Source organism: Spirosoma liriopis, from assembly GCF_023196085.1.
In the GTDB taxonomy this organism is placed as follows: domain Bacteria; phylum Bacteroidota; class Bacteroidia; order Cytophagales; family Spirosomataceae; genus Spirosoma; species Spirosoma oryzicola.
The window spans coordinates 15,556-39,458 of sequence record NZ_JALPRF010000016.1; the positions used below are offsets into that span (position 1 = coordinate 15,556).

A 23,903-nucleotide genomic window follows, 5' to 3' on the forward strand; every position below is an offset into this window, starting at 1 on the left:
AATTAAATTAAATTAAACTAAACTAAACTTATTACTTAGTAGTTCAATCGAAGCTGTTTTGTGTTCATATGTATTTGCCATATTTAAGAAGATGTATTCTTCAGCATGAAAAAACTCATTTAGCTCTTGTATTTTATCATAAATGTAATTAGGTGAACCAACAATTTCATTATGTGTAATTATTGATGAATTATATGAGTTTCTAATTTGCATAGCTTTCTTATCACTTTTGTGACAAAAACCAGCAAAAGCAACATTAATTACAGGTTCTCTTTTATGTAAAATAAAATAATTTTCCCTAAACATATCAATAATATCTTTTTCTCTATTAAAATCATCAATTTTAACATGAAAAATTGATCTTGAATAGGGTGTGTTATATTTTAATACTGAAGCTAAGTTTGCGGAATACGACCCTAATGCCCATATAGAGGGACTACTTCCTCCATATGGTGGTAATAATGGTACTCCATTATCATTTAAATTTGCATTGTTTAAAAATAATATAAGTGATTTAACATTATTATCGAATGTTTCATTCCAAATTTTATGATCTTCTAAACTAATTTCAGGTGACATTAATTTAGAAATTACAGAGTGAACTTTTCCTTTGGCTATACCTAAATCAATCCTACCAGGAAAAACACAAGATAATTGTTTAAACGTAAGTGCAACCTTATAGGGATTGTGATATGCCATAAGCAAACCTGCGACCCCCACTTTAATGTTTATAGTTGAGCCTGCAATAAGCGGTATGTAAACTTCTGGATTATACCAAATTGGATTATTGTTATAATAATGTTCACCAAGCCAAAATCTTGTGTAACCCAATTCGTCAGCATGCTCAGCATATTCTAAGACATTTCTTACAGAATTTGTAATGTCTTTATTACCTGTGCCAAATTCCAATATACCTATCTTCATTTTTAGAGTTGATTACTAACAATTTAACAATTACTTAAGTACTAAAAAAGCCTTTGAATATGAATTTATACGTTACATAATGCAAGTGATGTTTTAAAAATAATTAATCTTTATTAAATGCATACGATTAATATATTAATTGCATACATTTAATGCTTAATTGCAGTACCGTTCTTTTAATAATATAGTAACTCTGTATATTTATAAAATTTTTTATAATCACATGTAAATAGTAAAGCAAGTATTATACCTGGTAACCCATGAACTAAAGAGTCAGAATATTTATCCACTGTATCAGGATTACTAACTGATTTAATAGGAAAGTTTTCTGGAATTCTATTCATGATGTATTCATACCAATAATTATTATCTTTTCTTAACAAACTATATTTATATTTTTTATATAAAATATTATTATATATTAAGATGCCTGAAGCACCATACCATATCCCTAAATCAGTAATTTGTCTTTTATTTTTAATTAATCTTTCAGATAGATAAAAAATTAGTTTTTGGACTTCACTATTGTTGTCTTTTACTTTTAAAGTACTTAAACATTTCACTATAGTAAATAAAATACCAGGATCTCCAAATGACCAACAGTTAGTTATATAACCCTCACCTGTATTTATTTTAGTAGGGAAAAATTTATCATTATTAATGTTTATTGTGGATGATATATAATTAATAATTTTCAGCATTACTTCTCTAACTTCAACATTGTTCACATTCCTCTCATAACATTTATTTAAAAATAGCAAAATGCCGCTTAATCCATGTGATATTCCAACATATCTAACTATGTCTACGTTATCATAGTGTTTGTTTATAATATCTACTATGTTATTTATCCAAAACAAATCTTTTTTATTAACTTTACTTTTTGATATTAAGTAAAATCCTTCAGCAAGTGCACCTTCGCACGTATCAAGATCCAACATTAATAATTTTTTTTCAAGTTGATAATGTATTAAGTTATCAAACTTATCACTTAATGCATTATCATTAAAGTAAATTAAATTATAACGCTTTAGAAATTCAAAAAACCATCCTGTTTCACATATTTCCATACTGTACATTGGGCTATTGTAGTAAACATCTTCTAACAACAAAATATTATTGTTCAGAATAGATAAAGCCCGCTTAATGAAAAAATTCTTATTCGATATTTCACTGAACATGATAGAAACGAGTGACACGCCTAAATTACCTACCTTTAGTCCAGCTTTGTTATTATGAGTCAGCCTTCCTTCTAGTTCCTTTAGAAGATCAATTCTTTTACGTTCGCAGTTAATTAAAGAGTTATATCTTATCATGTTATATAAGTTAATCTAACATCAGTAATTGATCCCAGTTGCTTGTATTGTTATATTTATAATTCATAACGACTAAACCAACTCCAGAAGCCCCCTCTAAAAAACTCAGATTATTTATCCAATTAAATCTTAGCTCTTTGTCTGGTATATAGAATTTATATCCCCCTATACCATCATTAAAAGAAAAACCATCTATGGTATACTTTATCCAAAATTCATAGCATTCTTTAAATGTTATTATGTTCGTTATCTCATATACTTTTCTGTATATGTATGCTACTCCGGCCGAACCATGACAAATACCAGCATCAATAATCTTTGTATCTTTTATCGTTTTCCTATTGGTTGAAAATAATAATACATTTAAAGCAACCTCCTTCATTTCAGCATTATCAATGCTGATAGAAGTTTTTAAAAGAAGATATCCAATCGAAAGGTCACCATAACACCATGCTAATCTAGAATTTACTGTTTTATCATTTTCTTTAACTATAGTTCCAAAGTAAGATTCATCGCTACAGTTTGGTATAACTTTTACCTTTTGTAAAAAAGACCAGAGCTTACTTATCAAGCTTAAAACTTTTTCATTTATAAATCCTTTTTCGTATATTTTTAAAAAGATATATAGATGTGATATAATTCCATGTGACAAACCAATATTTATGGCTTTATCATCTTTGTTTAGTAATGAGTTTAAACTCCATTTACCTCCAGATTCTTCTAAGTAATTTTCTTTAATTAAGTTGTCTATGTATAATTCAATTAAATCATTCGAGTCATTCTCGATTAGATATATTATAATACCAGGTATACCGTTCATATAGTCTAAATCAATATTTTTATAATTGTTTAAGTAATATGGTTTAACAATATTTAGTATATCTTCATTAAGGTTTGTTAAGTAACCTTCCTTTTGATTGTCTTTTTCTAAATATTTAATTATTAGACCCAAACCAACTATTCCATAGTTAAGATTATAACTAAATACGTTATCGCTGTAATAGTTTAAAACCTTTTCTAATAGATTATGTGTAAAGTTTGAATCAACTAAATTTAAACACACTTTATTATATTCATTTATGAACAAAAACTCTCCTAATGTCCCGCCTAATAATCCAGAGTTAACATTCTCGTTGTTAATTAACAATGCATTATAAATAGCTTCTAACCTGTTATCTATCTTGTTCATTTGCTTAAATCTAAATTTGTTAAGTCTTTTTTAAATGCAATGCACAATTTGCTAGCTAGTTTGAATTTGATGTTGTATTAGTTCGTAATATCTACCCTTTTTCTTTAATAGGTCCACATGATTACCTACCTCTATTATGTTGCCTGCTTCCATCACTATTATTTGGTCAGCGTTTATGATTGTACTTAACCTATGAGCAGCTATTATTACAGTTCTACCTTTAAAAAATTTAGTTAACTTTTCAACTAGGATACTTTCATTTTGTGTGTCAAGTGCATTTGTTGCTTCGTCAAATATTACTATGTCTGGATTTTTAAAAACTGCTCTTGCGATTAGTATCCTTTGTTTCTGACCTTGGCTTATTCCAAGTCCATTGTTGCCAATAATTGTTTTTGACTTGTTATTTAATGATAATATAAAGTCATTTATGTTTGCAGTCTCTAGCGCATGAGACATTTTTTCGTGGTCTATCTCATTTGCACTTAATGAAATATTGTTTTCAATTGTATCTGAAAATATGTAACTATCTTGCATTACCACTCCAACTCTACTTCTTAGATCTGCAGCTTTTATTGTATTGATATTATCTTTTCCTATAAATATTTCACCTTCATTTATTTTATAGAATTTTACTAATATTTTAAGTAGTGTAGTTTTACCACTTCCACTGCTACCTACAATAGCTGTTGTTTTTGCATAAGGAATTCTTAAATTTATTTTATTTAATTGGTTTCGATTTGTGTTTGGATAGCTGAAAGATAAGTTATTTATATTTATATCTTTATCAGCAAAATTATTAGTCTTATTTATAATTAACTCATCCTCAGTTTGACTTTTGTATACTTCGTTTAATCTTTCTAAGCTCAATTTGGCATCTTGATAACTTCGTATGAAACCAATCATCTGTTCAATAGGATTATTCAATTGTCCAACAATAAATTGTATTGCTAACATAGTTCCTAATGTAATATCTCCATTTATTACAGAACGAGCAGATAAATATGTTATAAGAATATTTTTTCCTTCGTTTAAAAATGTACCACCAATTTGTTGAAGTTGATTTACATTCATGTTTTTTATACTTAGAGAGAATGCTTCAGCTTGTATTTTCATCCATGATTGTAATTGATACTGTTCACTGTTATTGATTTTAATATCGTTTATACCTTCTATTAACTGTATAACTTTCGTTTGATTTAAAGAAGAATTATTAAATATTTCTATATTTAATAGTTTTCTGGCTTTCTGAAAGTATAAAACCCAAAAACTATATAGTGTCGTTGATGCTAAGAATAGTAAAAATACATTTATATTATAGAAGGCCAGCACCGTTGACATTGTCAAAAAACTTACTATTGAAAACAATGTACCTAATGATGTTCCCGTTAAAAACTGTTCTATTTTACTTTGATCTGCCATTCTCTGCAAAACGTCGCCTGTTCTCTTAGACTCAAAAAAAGATATTGGTAGTTTTAATAATTTTTGTAAAAACATGTATACTAATTGCAGGTTGATTCTTGTACTTAAATGCAAAAGTATCCAGCTACGTATAAACTCTACTGATATTCTACCTATAAATATAAATATTTGCGCTAATACTATAGTAGTTATAAAATCTATGTCTTTAGTATTTATACCTATATCTACAACAGATTTAGTCAGAAATGGCACTATAAATTGTAATACACTTCCAATTATTAAACTTATTATTATTTGATTTACAGCTGATTTATGTTTAAAAATAAATTTTATAATATCTATGAAGTTTATATCTTTGTTGAAGATTTTGTCATCTTTGATAATATATTCATTATGGTTTCTTTTTATAAAATGAATTAAGTAACCTTTACCGTTAGCTTTTGTCCATTTATCAACAAATTCATTAATTTTATAAGATTCCTTTCCTGTTGCCGGATTTGCTATGAAAAATGTATTATCTTTTATTTTATAAAGTACTACGAAATGGTTGTTATTCCAGTGTAATATCACTGGTGATTGAAAATTATATTTTAATAAACTTTCTATACTAGCTTCTTTAATTGACCCATCTAGACCTAAAGCATTACCAGCTATGACCATTGCTTGAGCAGACGTACCAACAACACTTAAATCTAGGTGGTGCATAATCGTCTCTCTAGTCACATTAATTTTATAATAGTCACATATCATCTTCAGGCAACTAGGCCCGCAATCTGTTGAGTCTAACTGTCTTATAACTTTCATGCAATCAAAACTGATGGTTTTTCATATCCTGACAACTTACGGAACTCTTTGGCAGTTAATTATATTAATTTGTCATTGTATATAAAGACATGTTGTTTGAACATCTACTTGCTTAAAAAAATAAGTTATCGTAGACTTATCTTATAATAAATTAATATCGTTTTAAATTGTCATTTTTATATAACGCTTATTCATAATTTATTTTTTTACTCTTAATTAAGGTTGTTGATCTTTACAAAGTAAATTATCAATTTTGCATACAGTTTATTAATTTATACCTATAACTGCCCCTTTTTAAATTCATTTTACATCCTTATGATTAAATAAGATAATTTATTGTTGATAATAAATAAATGTTTTAACTTCTACCATTTGTTTAAGTTTTAATTTGACTTCGACCTGTCTGGTTTAGATCAGTTGATAAGTCTTTAAACGTTTATACTTTGCCTTTACATGGCAAAATAAAAGTAAGCGGAATATTAAGTTTAATACAAACGGTGTGTCGGACAAAATGACTGTGGTTTGAAACAAGCCGCTATTGCCCAAGCTTTATGTTTAACACCATGTTGGGTTAGCCTTACCTTTAAGCCCTATTGGGCGAAGGGACAGACCGTCTACTTTGGCGCAAACGCATTGGTGCACCAAATCCCTTATCGGTAAATCAACTCGTTTATATGGTGGATTAACTTAATAAAGGAGCTAGGTATTATGGCTTCCTTGTTACTTTTGAACTAGACCCTGCGTCAATGAAGCTATTAAAAAGCAATTTGTTGTCAGTTATGGTCCTTTTCAAGTGCGACTAGTAATAAATAAAGTGTGTTGAAGCCACCAGAAATCCCAGTCTAAATCTTGTTAGCAGAATGTACAACTCTTTGAGTAATGACGAAGTGTGCATATACCAGAACCTAAAAAAAGCCTATATCGAAGGGCATGTTATTATATTTGTGGAAAAATCAGCCTGCAACCTATTGCGCACGTTGATCTATAGTCGGGCCCCTACGAGCCAAACATCCATTGTATTAGAACAGGCGGGTCGAGATCATCTTAGCTTGATTGCTTTCATCGCAGCTAAAGGGCTAATCTCCATTGCAAATTAAGATCATACCTTCAATGGTCAATACATTGCTTGGTTTTTATGCAAACTTTGTTATCGCTATCGCAAGTGAGATCTGTTAGTAATCTGGGATGGAGCTCCCATTTATAGTATGGAAGCGTTAAAGCGTCTCTAAGTGGGCGGCCTGTCCGAGTTCATCTGAAGCTTTAACCAATCAGGGTATAACCTCGAACTAAATCCCAACGAATTAGCTTGGGACCAGTTAAAGTAACGTCTAATGAATCTGTGTTTTTAAGCTTGGAAGACCCGAAAGTACCCGCTTTTGAAACAAATTACTCTATTTGAGAAAGATCGGAAATTGATTTTAGCCTTCTATGCTAAAAAAGAAGTTGCTTTCTTTGCTGACTAGTTCACGGATTTATAGGATAAATAATAATACTATTTATAACTTATTTATTACTATATATCATTCATAAAGCGATCATCTTTTTCTCAATACATACCAAATTATACATGTAAATGTTACAGCAATGTAAAAATATGTCATATAATAATTAAGATTATATATGTTAAATGGAAGGTTAGTTAAACTATGGCAGATTACTGTAAATGAAAGATTTTTTGTAGATAAATATATAAACCAAAAAAAGATTCCATTTGCTAAAACAATATATAATTGATTTAAACTGATATTATATTGGAAAATGTAAGATGGTATATGGATAATTGTAAATATTAATAATGTTATTACAATAACTAAAAATGTTTTGCTTTTTTTTGAAAATTGTTTACTATATCTTAATGGTAAATATCTATACAGCCATTCTTCAGATAATGCGTTTGGTAAAGAGTTAAAAATAAATGTAAAAAAATAAGTTGATTTTATATGTATGTTTTTATTTAAAATACCATTTGAAAAAAATACTGATAATAAATAAATAATAATGTGTATAATACCTGTTAAAGCTATCCCCTTTAAAATACTTTTTTTTTGAAAAGGATCTGTTAACCAAAATTTATTTTTCTTGAGTATGTAAAGAACTATAGCAAATTGTAGACATAAAAATAGTAAACCCAGAAGTATAGATATAATGTAATTACTTAATAGAACTTTAAAAAATTCAAAGTAAAAACATATATTCATAATGATTACTATGATTATGTTTACTAATAATATTTTAGTAAATAGTTTTAAACTCATATCACAATAGCATCTATACTTCTTATTATTAATGCTTATAGAAAATGTTAACGATTATTGCCGCAACATTTTTCTATAATTATAAAAAACTCTCTGGAAAAAGTTACTTCGTATTGTTACAACATCTGCCGTTGCAGTCATACCATTTTTTAACACAACTTTTCTTCCATAAGAGGTTTCGCCATTTGATGGTATTTTTATTAATACTAAAAACTTCTTTTCGTCCGCATTCGCTACGTAAGATATCTGATTAACCACACCCATCACAGATCCATACTCATGAGATGGATAACTATTCAACTTAATCAAGACTGGTTGACTTACCTGTATTTTCCCAAAATTATCTTGAGCAACAAGCAATTCCCCCTCATATCCTCCAGTATCATTAACGATAAAGACATAATTTTTACTTCTTGTTATTATATCTCCAACATTAATAGGTTTTGTCATTCTAACAACTCCACTTGTGGGAGCTACAATAGTATGTACCGACTCCCATGTTACAATATCAGACTTAAGCTTTCCAATAAGCTCGAGTAACAAAAGTCTTTTTTCATTAATAGACGCTTTAAAATCATACAATTCTTTTTGCTTATTTGAAATATTCAAACGATTTGATATAATAGTAGTATTTAATTGTTCTATCGAATTCCTTTTACTAATATATCTGCTTTCATAAGAATTCAGTTCAAATTTCGAGGCAACTTTGTCTTTCTCTAAAAGGACGTAAGCATCATATTCTTCTTTACTTAATTTTAAATCAGAATTTAGATATAATCTTTGTTTATTTAAAGAACTATCTAGCTTTTTAAATTCATCTAGTTCAATATTTAATGTTTTTATTCTATCTATATACGAGTTTTCGTTAATGTTTGATTTTATTAGATTAAAATTCATGTAAAAAGTTTCATAGTTCTGTTGAAGTTCACCTAAGTTTCTTAAATACTTTGTAGTGTATTTATAATTTAGAAAGTTGCTACCAGTCAATAAGTTTGTTAAATCAGATAGCCAGGATTTTAAGTTCTCTACTTCTTTATAATCCGCTAAGGTTTCCAAATAAAATATTATGTCATTTAAATTAACATGATCTCCATCAAACTTTACTTGTCGAGAAATTTTTGAATCAATAACTGGTATAATAGGCTGTGGTTTAATATTACTTCTTATAATCATCTCTCCACTAACTACATCTGGATAGCTTATTATAATTCCAAAATATGCAATCACTATAGCTATAACAGAAACTGTAATGGCATTAAGTTTGATTAAAAGTCTGAAAGACTTATCATACTTCTTCTCAATATGTTCTACGTAAACATCATTTTCAACAGGCATATCTAATTCTCTATCTCTCATGTATTTAAACCAAAACGTTTGTCAATCTAATAATAAAAAGTTATAAAGTAAAGATTTAATTTCCAAATCATCGTCGATGGATAGCATCACACCAGTAAAGCCATCTAAGATAGAAAAATTGTTTTCTAAAACTTTGTATAGGTATTTATCTTTGTCTATTATCTTATTATATGTAACTTCTAACCAGTACAAATAAGATTCATAAAAGGAGTTTATACCAGTCTTATCATATATTATTTTATAAATAAAGGAGATTCCTGATGAACCGTGACATAATTCTATATTCGTAATACCGGTCTGTTCATAGCTTTTTTTCGGAACTGTACCTTTAAGAATTTCAAGGCCCATGTTTAAATAATCTTTGTTATTTAAATATTCACCAGCTAATATGTACATGTATCCAATTATTAAATCTCCGTTACACCAAGCTAATTTAGGTATGTACTTCTTAGAGTAATCAAAACTATTAATGTATAATGGAAACAATGGATCTGTAGTTTTATTAAATCTTTCAAGATACAAATGATTATAAAAATTTATTATAGAACCTATTATTGTGTGACACAGTTCTGCCTCTATACCAAGTCTAATAGCTTTTAATAATAAAATTGGTATACTTAGCATGCCATGTGCAAGACCAGTAGCAATTTGACTTCCATCAAAATTTTTATTTTTATTAATGAAATAAATTTTGTTTAAATTTTTAATAGATGAAATATTTAAACAATTTATAAGATTTTTAACCCTTATTTTGTTTACAGTGTTGCAATCTACTCTAGTTAGCAAATAAAACAAGCCACCCATTCCACCGTACATAAAATCAAAATCACTACTTAATATTTTTTCTTTAGTCCAATTATAGACGTGTTCATCTATCGTTTCAAATTGTGAGTCATTAATTAAACAATATTTGTTGTTAACAATTGTGTACATAGAATAGAAAACTCCTATTAAGCCTTCAGCGTAAGATCCATTTATGGAATTTTTACTATTAATGTTGTTTATTAAATCTAATGAAAGTTTTTCTATACAAATAAAATATTTTTCATTATTACTTTTCTTGTATAAACTATGTAACAATAATAAGTAGCCAGCTTTACCAGTTAATAGACCATCACGTATACTGAAAGAATCAATTTTTTTTAGTATCTCATCATTGTACTGTTTGCCGATTTTATAAATGTAATCTGTTTTTGAAACAATTAAATGATCCATACCAATAATATAAATTATAAAAGATTACTTTTTAAACTTAAATCTGATCTTTTAGCTAACAGTTTTTTGTAGTTTTCATCTTCATAGTTTGTATTTTTCAATTGAAGGAAATCTAACAAAAGCGAAAACTTTATTACATCAAAGTTTTTTACTTTTATATTATTGTAAACTTTTGCACCCTCAATGGCAAAGTCATTATACTCTTCATTGTAGAATTTATATTTAGTTTTCAACCAGTTGTATAATAGAGTTTGTTCATAGTTTACGGGTTTTATTTTACCTAAAATATCATATATAAAATGAAAGTATTTTTTCTCATAGTGTTTTTTTCTTAATTGAATTTCTGCAAAGACATAGACTAGTTCAATTACAAATATTGCGGTAAGACTGCTAAGTATTTCTTTTGGCATGTTTGAAACGTTTTTTGCTTCGAAACTTCCTTTTATTTTAGGTACATTACCTAAAATAAGATAAGATAGTATATTAGTCATTATTTTTAAACTAAGTAATTCATGATCAGATTTAATAAGTACTTTACATAAATGGTACATTTGTGTAATTTTGAAAGCTTGGAAAAAAGTTGGATTGTAGTCTATTATTTTGTCATAATAGTGAAAGGACTCTTTCAAAATTTTAAAGGCTGAATAATAATTTTGTGTATTATACATTAGTAAAGCTTTTGCCGGAATGGCAAAGCAGTTGATTAATGCGAAGGATATCTCATTGTCATATAGGGCATTTAGATAATTATCAGCCCTATCAAATTTTGTAGCTGCAATTTTTGAGTTGCCCATTTTTATGTCTTCTACCGCATTTGTGTATAGATTGATAATTTTTATTATAGCCTCTAAGTCTTCTTTATCGCTATAAGCTAAGAATGTATTGAAAATGACATCTTTAGTTGAAAATGCATTTCTATAATCAATTTCTTTGATTTCTAGTTGTTGACTATCACAACATAGTTCGTTTGCGAGAAAAAGAGTTAAGTCGTTTATGCTTTCCATAGCATTAGTTGTTAAGTTTGGCAAAGTATCTATGAAGCATAAAAAATAAATATTGATTAAATTTTTTGCTATAAAAAGTGTCTATTTCAGATATTATTAACATTAGTAAGTTTTTTTTGTATTCTTCACTAGAATTATGCATCTTACCTTTCAAACATAAGCAAAAATCCATAAATAGGTTATAGTATTTATTTTGTAAGTATTCATCAGACATGTACAAATCATTAAAATAATCAAAATTAGCTTCAAATTCTACATTTAATTTTGAAAGGTAGTCATCAGTGTAATTGTTACACAAGTAAGAATGATTGAATAAGTCTTGGTAAATTTTTTCGTGAAAAGATTTGTCTAAGCTTAAAATTTTTACAATTAAGAAATTTAAAGTTAAACAAATCTCAAAAATTACGTTGTCTAAATTTTCGGTTTTATGTGAAGGATTGATTAAAGTTTGAGGTAAGGATTTTAGAAGTTTCAACATAAGTATTTGTTCATCTTCATTAATACTTACTCCTTTTTCTTCAATCATAACGTTCATATAGTGAACAGTGTTATTTGGAACGTTAAAAAAATATTGATCTTTATGTGAAGATTTTCTTTCTGATGGGTTTTTATTTACGTACTTGAGAAATGTTTTTTTTGCCTGTTTCATACAATTCTTTATATTAATATCTTCACCGATATATTTTATTTGTATGTTATCTCCTTTTAAGTTATTTAAATACATAATAATTGTCAAGTTATTTTGACTTGTTTTTGCAATGTATGGTATTAAACATTTTTCAATGATATCAATCCAGCTACCTTCTCCATAATAAATGGCTATTGTATGTGATTTGTTATATGCAATCATAGTGTTATTTTTTTAGATAGATCAAAGTTTTTGTATACGATACCTCTTCCAAAGCCTTTAAGATTTTTTATAATTTTATTTTGCTGAGCACTTTTTTCCATTAAATTCCTGTTTACAATCGTAGATTTTAATATATACATTTCTTCAATCTCTGTTCTTATATCTATTATGGAAAATTCACTTAAGTTAAAATATGCTTCAACACCTTTCTTATTCTTTAATTCAATCTGTTGATCTTTTAATATCCAATGGAACTTATTAACAATATTTAATCCATGTTTCCAAGTCTTTTTACCTTTCTCATAAAAACAGTTTTCTACACTTTTTGATTTTACAAAATAGTTATCAATAACTTGATACTGCTCGCATTCACCGTTTGTATACAAAAAATATAAACTACTTTTATAGTAAGTCTCTTTTTTTAAAAGTATTACTTTAATGAGATATGCGAGCTTTTCGTTTGATACTCTTACATCATTTTGGTGTTGTATATACTCGCAATAGCGCTTATTTATAAAAACTTCCTCATTACCTATTGATCTTAATCTTAATTTTAGATCTGTATCCTCATAACCATATCCTTTCATGCCTTCATCATATCCTCCTATTTTTAAGAAATCTTTTTTAAGTAAACAAATTCTACCAAGTATTCCTGTATCTTTAGATTCATCGCTACTAATAGCAGCGCTTAAAAATATATTTTTACTTCTAAATAACTCTAAAACGTATTTTGAGAAGTTTATACCTGTAAAATTGTCAGCATCTATGTTGCAAAGAATGTCTCCACTAGCTAATTTATAAGCCATATTCCTAGAATGGCTTTGGGAAAAGAAATTGGGCTCGTATGTTCTATAATAAACAAGCTTTCCAGAGTCTATATACGTTTGCAGGTCTTTTTTTACCCAGTCTTCCATATCGTCCCCTGAGTTGTAGTTTAATAACACGTATTCTAAATCTTGATCATCACTATTATCTTCAAGATTTTTAATCAGTGTTTTTTTTAAATGGTATGTACGATTCATACAGACTGTACATATGGAGATCTTTTTGTTCATTGCAATATTAATTGCAAGTGGGACATTCTTAAATGTCCCACTTGTATGTTATCTATTAATTGTTATACCAACACAATTGTAGTTACCACATCCACCAGGATCTGCGGCACATACTGTTGTTCCACATGCAAAATGTGATCCGCAAAAAGTGCTACTGCATATTGCACTTTCACAGATTCCTGAACAAACAGCGCTCTCATTTACTACAACAGTATTGCCATAGCCGCCGAATAGTTGTTCTTGATTGTTATTTAGTTTTTCAATCAAATCTTTGTTAATTGAAAGTTTTTTTAATCCGGATTTATTTTCCATTTGCTTCGTTTGATTATAGTTTAACAGTTATACCAACACAATTATAGTTACCACATCCACCAGGATCTGCGGCACATACTGAAGTTCCACATGCAAAATGCGATCCACAAAAGATACTTGTACATATTGCACTTTCGCATACCCCTGAGCACACCGCAGAGGCAGAGACTACAACGGTATTACCGTATCCACCGAATAGTTGCTCTTGATTGTTGTTTAGTTTTTCAATCAGTTCCTTGTTGATTGAAAGTTTTTTTAATCCTGGCTTGTTTTCCATTTGTTTACAATTTTTTTGAATAATATTTTATTGTTTCACCTAATTTTTTTTTCTTTCCATATTTTATAGGTTTTGTTTATACATACATACAGCTTAGTACTGTAATATTTTTTATGTATCAAGGATGCATATTCATTTGAGGTTATATCAGATATCTGTTAACAATAATTGATAGTTCATACTTAGTTACCATTATCATTTAATGAGTCACATATTGGTTATATAAAATCAAGGTATTTTCTCACTTCTTATTTCTTAACGCACAAGGTTCCGTTATCTACTCGTTTATTTTAATGGATTTTTAACAAAAATCATGGAAATATACTACTAGGCATTTTTTATAATGTAAATATGATAATAAATTAATATAATACTGTGTTTAATTTGTTTACTAACCTATATGACTATTGTAAGTAATTAAACAAAGTATTCATCTATTTTAATAGACTGATATTCAATCATTTATATATGATTTAGGTACAAAATATAGTCATATAAGTATTTAGTTTAGGCGCATATTCTATATATACATACCAGATACAGTTAGATATAAAAAGTGTTTATTACAAGTTATTGACCTAAGAAAATATTTTATACCGCAGAGTTTGTAATCTTGTTCAATCAATAGATGTGATCAATGGTTCTTGAACAGAATAGTTTTACATTTCTGAATTCAACAGTAGTTTACTATTTTTTGAAATTTTAGTTGATACTTTATTTTGCAGATATAACAAAGTTAATGTGCAAAATATAAAACTGCCGTGTTTGAAGTATAATTATATATTATATTGATTTATATTAATATAGCAAATAAAATATATTGGATTTACGGTTGTGAGGTATTTTAATAATTTGCAAAAATGATCTAACAAATTAAGTAACACTGCAGCTAAGAACAGCAATGAGCTCATTTGGTAGTTATTTAAATGTAGTACTGTCTAAGCTTACCTAATATGGATTGTTGGCGTTACTCGGTATTGCCAATAATAGTCATATCTGAACAATGTTTATTGTCGTTTTAGACAATCAGGATTAACTACAAGTATTGGTTGTGTGTTAGGTGAATAACGATTAATCAACTTACTCTGACTATTGATTTGTATGCGTTTGGTGCTTTTTTGCATCAAGCTGTGCTTGTGAGCCACATTTTTTTAGTTTTACATATCTAGAATGTTCATACTAGTTATGTAAAACTATCTTGCACCATGCAAACCTTCGTCGCTTACTACCGAGTCTCTACTAAAAAGCAAGGCCAGTCCGGATTAGGCCTCGATGCCCAACGCAGCAGTGTACTCCGTTTTGTCAAAGAGCAAACGCTGCTGGTAGCTGAATTTTGTGACATCGAATCAGGCAAGAATGATCAACGGCCTGAATTAGGGAAGGCCATTGACTATGCAAACCGCCACAACGCACGGCTGGTCATTGCCAAGCTTGACCGGCTGAGTCGGAACATGACCTTTGTGTCTTCATTGATGGATTCTAAAGTCAGCTTTGTCTGTGCTGATATGCCCGATGCCAATGAGTTCACGATTCATATCTTCGCCGCTCTGGCTCAGCAGGAACGCAAGATGATTGGAGAGCGTACCAAGAAAGCGCTGGATGAGAAATTGCTTCGGGTGGGCCAATGGCGTAAGGGGGCAAACTCGTTTCTTAGGCCCGAGGTGTTGGCTAAAGCCGCTCAGTCGAATCGAGATCGAGCGGCTAACAACGAAAACAACCGAAAGGCATCGGAGTTGATTCACGCCCTATCAGTTGCTAATCTAAGCTATGTAGAGATGGCCAGACGCCTAAATCGAGCCGGATTTAAGACAGCGCGGGGTGGCCATTTTCAAGCCACTCAAGTGATGCGATTGGCCAAGCAGCAAGTCGATAAATAATTTAGGCAGACGGTCGGCCGCTGCAGCCATTTTTCTAGGCCTGCGGCGATGCGTAAAGTCCCTTATGCGTCTTCCTAGTAATAGCCACTGTCATAGCTCGTCGAGACCTGATCACACATGGTCAGAAAATCATTAGCCGCCTCGAACTGCTGTTGTTAAAGAGCGGGTTGTTTGGGTTGCAGGGGTAGTTGATCCGATATCTCTTCCACATCCTTAAGTAAGCGTGCTTTGGTTTTTGGGAAAAGGACTTTTGGGGTAATTGTTCAATTGATGCGTATAACAGACCACGTTTGTCTCAGCTATGATAGTTATGAAGTATCAGTTGAAAGGACGTTCTTAAAAGACAGTTTAACCAAGTCCATCGATTGCCACTCACCCAGTATCTATAAAATTACTACTAAAAACCACTTCGTTATGAATCGCTTATCAATACATAAAGCGCTGACTTTAATCGCACTGTTGGGATTCGCTTGCGCTTGCTTAAAGAAGGAGCCCCCCCTTGACGCCACGCCTTTTATCGCTTATAAATCATTGCGCAAAGTTACGCTGGAGGCTAACACTACTTAACCCAAACGCGATTCGGTCATTGCCACCATCATTTTCAGCGATGGCGACCTGGGAGAAAACAGTCGTGACTCCACACGGCTCCAGACGGTGTTTGGCAATTAGCTGTGGGGTAATTATCAAATTCGGGCTTTCGGTTGACGGACAGGGGGGCGAGGAGATTCCCCAGCCAGCTGTACACAAGCTGTTCGTTGACTTGGGCAGAGGGCCAACCAGTTCCGTTTTGCTCTAAGTGGGTACGTTGGATTATGGTCAGCTATTTGCCTACACGAGCGCGGCTAAATTACAACCCGTCAAATTTCAAATTTGGCTGCGTGACCGAAAGCTAAACGAGAGTAATGCGGTGGAAACCGACACTATTCGGTTGCCAGTGGGCCTATAAGCCCATCGGACTACGGTTTTAATATGGGATCTCATGACGATTTAAATAGAAAACTATACAGAGCAGTTGTGGCCTATTCTTGATTCAGACCATTACTTTACAGAATGATTTATAAATATAAAACCTCGATTTGACTAATAGTAGGTGACTATAATAGCAGAGAATAGGGGGCGCGCCATTACTAAAATCTTGGAAAAACATGAGTCCATGCCTAAGAGCCGGTATTATAAAGTGCAGTATGCGAATCGTAATGCACCAAGCACTGAACAACGTGAAAACGCGATCTGGTATAGCAAAACGGATTCAGAACTATTTTTTGAAGTCGACGTAAGCAGCGGCCCCGTGTGCAGCTGAAAAGAAGTGAGTCGAGCGGTTTTGATTAGGCAAGCAAGTCGGCGAATAGCCTGGCTACAATCGATTCGCTAGCAAAGCTAAACCAGCCCTTCAGCCAGTGCCGGTAGGTTTCTGGTACTTTATTGATTTGACATCACGTAGGTACCGGAGCGCTTAATTACAATACAGTTAGAAAACCGAATTGGCTCTTTTCCAATCCTGCTGACGCATATCGACCCCGGTCATTCAAAACAGGCTTATGCTGATGGATTTTGGCATTGGCAAACCACGGCTGACATTGATCTTTTTGCTATAACTGGAATGTATAAATCCCCGCTATGACATCCAAGTGGAACCGATAACCGACTTCATTGCTGAATATCCGATTAGTACCTATGCGAAAGCGGTGTATACTATGAGCAAATTACAATTAACAATACTGTTATGCAAATGGCCGCGATGCATCTTTATCTGGCAAAATGACAAGTTTACCGTCTTAATATTAATTCGTAATCCCTTGACTTTCTAGGTTTTATCTCGAATTAACCGAATTTCTTTTAGCACTGGAAACAACATAAATTTAGCACTAAAAATAATGTTATTTCAATGCTTGTTTTTATGTTGAAATAAGTATTACTTGCCGCATCATTAATAGCACAAGAAATGGCAGTATTTGTAACAGCAGGTGTCAAGGGTGGTAGTGGCCGCAGCACCATTGCCGAGCATCTAACCGTCTGGCTAGCCAGGCAGGGCAAGGATGTGCTTCTAGTAGATGCTGACGACCAAGCCACCGTCAGCGACTTCACCGCCTGGCGGGAGCATACACTGGACGGCAATGTCGGTTATACGCTAGTGCAGTTGTTGGGCGCGAACCTGCGCAAACAGGTTGAGACGATGAAGCCCAAGTACGACCATGTGATCATCGACACAGGGGGCCGAGACACGACCAGCCAACGTGCTGCACTATTTGTAGCTGACATTGCTCTAGTGCCTGTACAGCCACGCAGTCATGACGTATGGACACTCACTAAGCTGACCAAAGTGCTAGGAGAGATCCAAGCGACCCGCTCCAATCAGTTGACGGTGCACAGCTTCCTTAATCGCGCTGACATTACTAGCGCTGACAACCGCGAAGCTGCCGAGGCATTAGCTAGTATGGCTAATCTTGGTTTCCTGCCCCATGCTATCAAGAACAGAAAGGCCTTCCCATCGACAGGGGCGAAGGGCCTTACTGTCTTCGAGGCCGAACAGCCAGACCAGAAAGCAATTACTGAATTGAACGATCTTTTTGACTCCGTATACAATGCCCGTATCAACAGCACCACCGAAGCGTAAAGCTCCTACAGAGGCCGATATTGAGGCCGTGATCAATAAAGGACTGAAACCTGCCGACGAGCAGTCGAACGACGAGGACGAGAAACCTGCTCATATTAACACCCGTCTTACAAAAGGCATTCTTCGCCAGATCAACGCGCTCCGGGCGTCGCGCCCACGCAAGCCTGGCAGTCCGAAGTTGGGCATATCAACACATGATTGGATTGTCGAGGCTGTGCTGGAGAAACTGAATCGGGATTCAGCACAAAAATTAGCACGGAAATGAGTACTAAAAAAGATCTTACACCGGTTGCTAAACGTCGTACAAAGCTGATTTATGAAGCGTTCCAGGAGGAGCCAGATGATCGGGACATGTTGTTTCAATCGTCGGTCATGGCACATTGTTACTTGCCTCGTAGAGAGCCGGGTCTAGCTCCTAATGAGATCTGGCAGGCAGAGAGCGGCAAGTTCAGCCTGTATGTTATGCCGATGCCCGTGCGTAACCCTGTGTCGCATGAGCTGCAATACCTGGGGCTACCATATGGTGTAAAGGCTCGTCTAATCCTAGCGCATCTCAATACGATCGCGCTGAAGACGCAAAATCGTAAGATTGACATGCCGGCCAGTAGTGTGACCGACTTCAATAATTACATGGGCCTTAGCGAGGGTGGGAGCCAGATAAACGCCGTCCGGGATCAAATTAGCCGCTTGGCATCTTGCGTAATCCGCATGACCTATGATGGCCAAGAAGGACAAAAGAATATTAATATGCCACTAGTCAGCGGGTTCACGCTGTTCCCGGAGAAACACCCTGATCAACTGATGTTATGGCCGTCAGAAATCGAACTATCAGAGCTATACTTTGCCAATCTGATGGAACATGCCGTTCCGCTGGCCAAGAGCCATCTGACGGCCTTAAGTAATAATGCCACGGCTATCGACTGGTACACGTTCCTGGCGCACCGACTGCATCGCATACAGTCAAATAAGCCGCAGTTCCTTGCCTGGCAGACGATTAAGGATCAATTCGGAGGTGATTATAATCGGATGGTCGATTTCCGAGCCAATTTCAAAAAAGTGCATCGATTAGTAAAAAGCCTATACACTGATGCACGTGTTGAAGAAAAAGGAACACGGGGATTAACCTTGCATTTTAGTCAAACTCCAATACCTAAGCGGTTGTTATCCAGCGGTTTAGATGCAAAAGTGTGATAAAATCTCAGTTTTGCGATTTATTAATAAAAATCTGTTTATATACCGCTGATAATCAGTATTTTATTTCAGTATATGTGATAAAGTATCAGTTATCTTAAAATCTTTTCCACATAAGGAATCACGTAAGCCTGTTTTTTAGCATTTATCCACTGCTATTTTGTCAACTTTATCTACTGCTAAATTATCACAAAAGCGGCTGCTAAATTGTCACACAAACCAATATAAGAATACCTTTATCAAAAAAGAACATCCTTTATTTAGCGAATGAGGCTGTTGAAAAATGAATTAAAGGGCGCGGCAACTAAAAGAGTAGTTTTATAACTATTTTACTAAAAAATGTAACGAAAATATTTATTGGCTTTTCATTTGTTAATTACTAATCTTACGGTGTGAATCTCGACCAAGCCAAAGCCTTATCGATCAACGACTTTTTGCAGCAGCTAGGCTATCAGCCAGTAAAGGCTACAGCAAAGGAATACCGTTATTTGAGCCCCTTCCGCTCCGAAGAGACACCCTCCTTTCATGTAACCCTGGATGGACGCGCTTGGAAAGACTTTGGTGACGGACGAGGGGGCAATATTATTGACCTGGCTTTTCGCTTGGCGACGAAATTATCCTTGCCACCTAGACTAGATAGGGAACAGCTTAAAATGGCGTTGGCTTTTATGCAGACAGTAGTCGGATCGACAGCCTACAAGCACTCATCGATGATCCGTTCCTGGCTCCCTGTTAGCAAAGAACCAGCCTTTACTATTTTGGAACACCACCCGTTTCGGGTTTATGGACACGGTAGTTTCCTCACCAAAGCTTCATTATATCTGGGAACTCGAGGCATTAATGCCGAACGATTTGCCCCTTATCTGGAAGAGGTGATTTATTCAGGCGAAGATGGCAAGAAACGCTACGGTTTCGGTATACCCAATGTCTCAGGCGGCTATGAACTCCGTCGACATGGGGACTGGAAGAAAACAGCTGTTGGCCACAAGGATGTGACTATCTTTAAGGCCGCTAAAGAAGCCGCCCCTTGGCACACCTTCTACAGTCTGATCGATTTTGGCACCTTTCTTAGCGTTGACAAACCTCCTATAGGAGCTTACCATTACTTGATTATCAACAGTGACAGCTTGGTCGATAAGGCCATCGGCTATTTGGACAGCCTACCAGCAGGCCACATGATCCAGTACCCTCACCTGGATGAAAGCGGTCAACGCGCATACCAAAAACTACTAGATTTCTTAATGCGCCAAGAGTGGGGGATAGGAGAGCGATCTCATCTGTATTTAGGCTTCAAAGACTGGACCGAGGCCCGAGAAGCCCAGTTAGGACTAACCTATTCTATAGCTTCACTATTACCCCTTAAGAAAACGCCTAAAATTGACTAGCTTGACAAAAGGAGCATTTCGTACGAATGTGGGCGTCCACTCACAAAAGGCGCGCGTTTGCAAAAAGAAAAAAGATTGTTAACTATGTTTGTAGTTGTTAATACCATTGTTCGATAATTCTATTTAATTAGTATATTAGTAATATCATTTCATGCTGTCGAACACGAATGAGGACACTGGTTTCGTACCTGGTTAGATCCTATTCGTCCACTAATCTTAAATACAGTAAAACGTACACATATTTAAATCAACATAGTGGGTTTTATGGAGATACTTAAGAGCTTTTGGACCCTTGCAATACTCGTGATGGTAGACGGACTATTACTTCCTGTACTTTTTGTGAGCTTTGTACGAGCAACCCCTTTCGGTGCTACTGGGGTAGAAGCATTCATACTCGGTCTGCTTATCATATGCGTAGTCTTTATATCCTTCTGGATAATAGGGTTACTACTGCTAAACTTGTTTGATGAGAGTTCTTCTTTATATAACCTTTTTTTGTGGTCGTTCGCCTTGATTCTCCCAGCATCTGCACTTTTGTACATGTCTAAAGGCAGAAAACTTACCTGACATGCCACATCCAGTAATAATATTTCTTTGGATCTTGGTTATAGTATGGATCTCTTTCTTTTGTCTATGGCCGAATGAAGGAAGGTACGGCATTAGTGAAATTGATAGAGCTGGTACAGGAATATGGCTGGCGTTGATTGTGGGGATCGTGTTTGGTTTGGTTTTCTTTGAATTAATATGAGCCTTTTAGACAAACTCAACAGCAGAAAAAACGGCTTCAGTAACTACGCTGAGTATCAAGGTGAGTATATCTACCCCAAGCTGACAGGACCTTTGAGAAGCAGGATGCATTTCAAGGGCAAACAGGTGATTGTTTGGAGTTTTAATGACTATTTAGGACTTCAGTCGGATGAAAGGGTCATTGAAGCAGAGACGGAGGTTGTTAAAAAGTATGGCGCTGGCTACCCTGCTGGTTCCCGGCTGTTAACCGGTAACACGGACTATCACGAGCGGTTGGAACATGAAATCAGACAGCTTGTACGAAAGGAAGTGTTGCTGCTCAATTTTGGCTACCAGGGCATCATGTCGGTAGTCGACAGCTTAGTTGACCGCAATGATATTATCATCTACGATCAAGGAGTACACGCATCGCTGATTGACGGAGTTCGGCTTCATCAGGGAGCCAAACACTCGTTCAGGCATAATGATGTCGAACACTTAAGAAAACACCTTGACCACTCAGGTAAGAAGCCGGAAGCCGAAACTCTTGTCCTAGTCGATGGTGTATACAGTATGCGGGGTGATACCGCCCGGTTAAACGAAATTTTGAGCCTTAAGCAAAGCTATGATTTTACGTTGTTAGTAGACGATGCGCATGGATGGTTGACATTCGGAGAGCGGGGATCAGTAGGCGAACTAATCAGCGAAGTAGATATTTACATAAGCACTTTCGCTAAGTCAGCGGCAATCATTGGCGGCTTTGTGGCAGCCGATAAGGGATTCATCGACCATTTTCGGTACAACCTCAGAAGTCAGACGTTTGGCCGCACCCTACCCTTAATTAACGTGGCTAGTGTTCTATTCAAACTTCAACTTCTTAAAGAGGAAGGCGAAGAAAGAAGGGCTAAGTTGTGGAGAAATACCAAACATTTGCAAGAAGGCTTGAAGCAGAGCGGCTACAACATAGGCGATACATGCAGTCCAATTACCCCGATCTATTTGCAATGCGAGGACGAAGTAGCTAACAACTTCATTCAGCAACTCCGCTACAAATACGGCGTATTCTGTAGTGTAGTTGTGTACCCTGTCATTCCAAAAGGGCAAATGATTCTGCGACTCATCGCAACTGCATTGCATGACGAGAAAGACATCGAGGAAACACTACGCGCTTTCTCGATTCTAAATCAAGAACTCAACATTAATAACCAAACCGAGCATATGTAATGAAAATGTACCTACCTACACTTCTGACCTTATGGTCAATGAGTAGCATGACTAATGACGCACACGGCCAAGGATTTCGAGTATTCGCAGGCGTTAGGACTTCCATCGTTGATTACGATATGGTTCCGCGATTCATTGCCTTACCTAACGCGTTTGCTAATTTGTGGGATTTTAAACCGGGTCTTGGTTATGATTTTGGCTTATCAAAGGTCGTTCCTTTGAAAAAGTTTGAGTTAGAGCCAGAGATACGGTACGGTCACAACGTCATAAAACAATCAATAAGGGTTGTAAATCGATCAATGCAGACTCTACAGGGTACTCAAAGTATATGGACCCTAGGTAACAATGTTGTTGAAGTAGCCGTACCGATAAAGAAGCGAATCTTTCTATCCGTATGCGAACTGTATGTGATCGCTGGCCCGTTTTGCCAGTTCCGAAAGAATGAATCACTCCGTAATCAACTTGGCGAGTTCACTTTTCCTTTAGAGAACAATCGTTTTGAATATGGTCTAAATGCAGGTTTAGAAACAACTGGAGTTCTTAGCTTTCGCTTGATGGGTCAATTCTCCAAAACTGTCTTCGCTTCATCAATGGGGTCTTACCGCGGTAGTACATTGTCGTTAACTACCAGGTGTAACATTAGCAGCTTGATCAAACATGAAAAAGCAAAAAAAGCCATCCGGGTGCGTGAGCGTGATACGGTCTTGTAAAAGAGCAAGCCGGAATGCCGCTACGCGTCATTCGTATGCTTGCCTCCCAGGTCAATGTGTTCATAATCAATAGTTATTCGTGTACATTAAGATATATTTACCCGTGATTTATCCGTATGGATGATGTAAGTAATTGACTGTCAATGCTATTTATCCGTTAAACTGTCCGTTTCTATGAGTAGAGTTCTTAAAAGTATCGA

20 protein-coding genes are annotated in these 23,903 nt (G+C 34.2%); 8 read left to right on the forward strand and 12 right to left on the reverse strand.

The window, feature by feature from the left end:
- Positions 1-12: 12 nt before the first annotated feature.
- The 12 genes from M0L20_RS29725 to M0L20_RS29775 all read right to left on the reverse strand — a co-directional run bounded on the left by M0L20_RS29725 (position 13) and on the right by M0L20_RS29775 (position 13,976).
- A complete protein-coding gene (locus M0L20_RS29725) occupies positions 13-924 on the reverse strand; it encodes an LLM class flavin-dependent oxidoreductase (RefSeq protein ID WP_248480946.1) in 912 nt (303 codons plus the stop codon).
- Positions 925-1,100: 176 nt separating this feature from the next.
- Positions 1,101-2,240: a lanthionine synthetase LanC family protein gene (locus M0L20_RS29730; RefSeq protein ID WP_248480947.1), complete on the reverse strand. Its 1,140-nt coding sequence runs from the start codon at positions 2,238-2,240 to the stop codon at positions 1,101-1,103.
- A gap of 10 nt (positions 2,241-2,250) precedes the next feature.
- Positions 2,251-3,429: a lanthionine synthetase C family protein gene (locus M0L20_RS29735; RefSeq protein WP_248480948.1), complete on the reverse strand. Its 1,179-nt coding sequence runs from the start codon at positions 3,427-3,429 to the stop codon at positions 2,251-2,253.
- A 51-nt stretch (positions 3,430-3,480) separates the two neighbouring features.
- Entirely contained in the window at positions 3,481-5,652 is a 2,172-nt protein-coding gene (locus tag M0L20_RS29740) for a peptidase domain-containing ABC transporter (protein ID WP_248480950.1), read from the reverse strand.
- A gap of 1,535 nt (positions 5,653-7,187) precedes the next feature.
- The gene (locus M0L20_RS30465; RefSeq protein ID WP_354004311.1) at positions 7,188-7,907 is read right to left on the reverse strand and encodes a CPBP family intramembrane glutamic endopeptidase; all 720 of its coding nucleotides are present in this window, start codon (positions 7,905-7,907) and stop codon (positions 7,188-7,190) included.
- A gap of 54 nt (positions 7,908-7,961) precedes the next feature.
- A complete protein-coding gene (locus M0L20_RS29745; protein WP_248480952.1) occupies positions 7,962-9,263 on the reverse strand; it encodes an HlyD family secretion protein in 1,302 nt (433 codons plus the stop codon).
- A gap of 21 nt (positions 9,264-9,284) precedes the next feature.
- Positions 9,285-10,478 (reverse strand): lanthionine synthetase LanC family protein, encoded by a 1,194-nt coding sequence (locus M0L20_RS29750; RefSeq protein WP_248480954.1) that lies wholly within the window; start codon positions 10,476-10,478, stop codon positions 9,285-9,287.
- Positions 10,479-10,492: 14 nt separating this feature from the next.
- Positions 10,493-11,482: a hypothetical protein gene (locus M0L20_RS29755; protein WP_248480956.1), complete on the reverse strand. Its 990-nt coding sequence runs from the start codon at positions 11,480-11,482 to the stop codon at positions 10,493-10,495.
- A gap of 4 nt (positions 11,483-11,486) precedes the next feature.
- The gene (locus tag M0L20_RS29760; RefSeq protein ID WP_248480958.1) at positions 11,487-12,332 is read right to left on the reverse strand and encodes a hypothetical protein; all 846 of its coding nucleotides are present in this window, start codon (positions 12,330-12,332) and stop codon (positions 11,487-11,489) included.
- Positions 12,329-13,387, reverse strand: a complete 1,059-nt coding sequence (locus M0L20_RS29765) for a glycosyltransferase family 2 protein (protein ID WP_262924064.1) — start codon at positions 13,385-13,387, stop codon at positions 12,329-12,331. The genes M0L20_RS29760 and M0L20_RS29765 overlap by 4 nt, the downstream gene beginning before the upstream one ends.
- A gap of 48 nt (positions 13,388-13,435) precedes the next feature.
- A complete protein-coding gene (locus M0L20_RS29770; protein WP_248480962.1) occupies positions 13,436-13,699 on the reverse strand; it encodes a hypothetical protein in 264 nt (87 codons plus the stop codon).
- A gap of 13 nt (positions 13,700-13,712) precedes the next feature.
- Complete coding sequence (locus tag M0L20_RS29775; protein ID WP_248480964.1) at positions 13,713-13,976, reverse strand: hypothetical protein; 264 nt, start codon at positions 13,974-13,976, stop codon at positions 13,713-13,715.
- Positions 13,977-15,181: 1,205 nt separating this feature from the next.
- Between M0L20_RS29775 and M0L20_RS29780 the strand changes: the two genes are divergently transcribed.
- The 8 genes from M0L20_RS29780 (at position 15,182) to M0L20_RS29815 (ending at position 23,703) form a co-directional block, all read left to right on the forward strand.
- Positions 15,182-15,853, forward strand: a complete 672-nt coding sequence (locus tag M0L20_RS29780) for a recombinase family protein (RefSeq protein WP_248480966.1) — start codon at positions 15,182-15,184, stop codon at positions 15,851-15,853.
- A gap of 607 nt (positions 15,854-16,460) precedes the next feature.
- Complete coding sequence (locus M0L20_RS29785) at positions 16,461-16,649, forward strand: hypothetical protein (RefSeq protein WP_248480968.1); 189 nt, start codon at positions 16,461-16,463, stop codon at positions 16,647-16,649.
- A 1,146-nt stretch (positions 16,650-17,795) separates the two neighbouring features.
- On the forward strand, positions 17,796-18,467 hold the full coding sequence (locus M0L20_RS29790) for an AAA family ATPase (RefSeq protein WP_248480970.1): 672 nt from the start codon (positions 17,796-17,798) through the stop codon (positions 18,465-18,467).
- The gene (locus tag M0L20_RS29795; protein WP_248480971.1) at positions 18,436-18,732 is read left to right on the forward strand and encodes a hypothetical protein; all 297 of its coding nucleotides are present in this window, start codon (positions 18,436-18,438) and stop codon (positions 18,730-18,732) included. The genes M0L20_RS29790 and M0L20_RS29795 overlap by 32 nt, the downstream gene beginning before the upstream one ends.
- Entirely contained in the window at positions 18,729-19,658 is a 930-nt protein-coding gene (locus tag M0L20_RS29800) for a replication protein RepA (RefSeq protein ID WP_248480972.1), read from the forward strand. Before M0L20_RS29795 ends, M0L20_RS29800 begins: the two co-directional genes overlap by 4 nt.
- Positions 19,659-20,050: 392 nt before the next feature.
- On the forward strand, positions 20,051-21,043 hold the full coding sequence (locus M0L20_RS29805) for a DUF8464 domain-containing protein (protein WP_248480973.1): 993 nt from the start codon (positions 20,051-20,053) through the stop codon (positions 21,041-21,043).
- A 744-nt stretch (positions 21,044-21,787) separates the two neighbouring features.
- Positions 21,788-22,993, forward strand: a complete 1,206-nt coding sequence (locus tag M0L20_RS29810) for an aminotransferase class I/II-fold pyridoxal phosphate-dependent enzyme (protein ID WP_248480974.1) — start codon at positions 21,788-21,790, stop codon at positions 22,991-22,993.
- Positions 22,993-23,703 carry a hypothetical protein gene (locus M0L20_RS29815; protein WP_248480975.1) on the forward strand — a complete coding sequence of 237 codons (711 nt, stop codon included), beginning with the start codon at positions 22,993-22,995 and terminating at the stop codon, positions 23,701-23,703. The genes M0L20_RS29810 and M0L20_RS29815 overlap by 1 nt, the downstream gene beginning before the upstream one ends.
- Positions 23,704-23,903 lie beyond the last annotated feature (200 nt).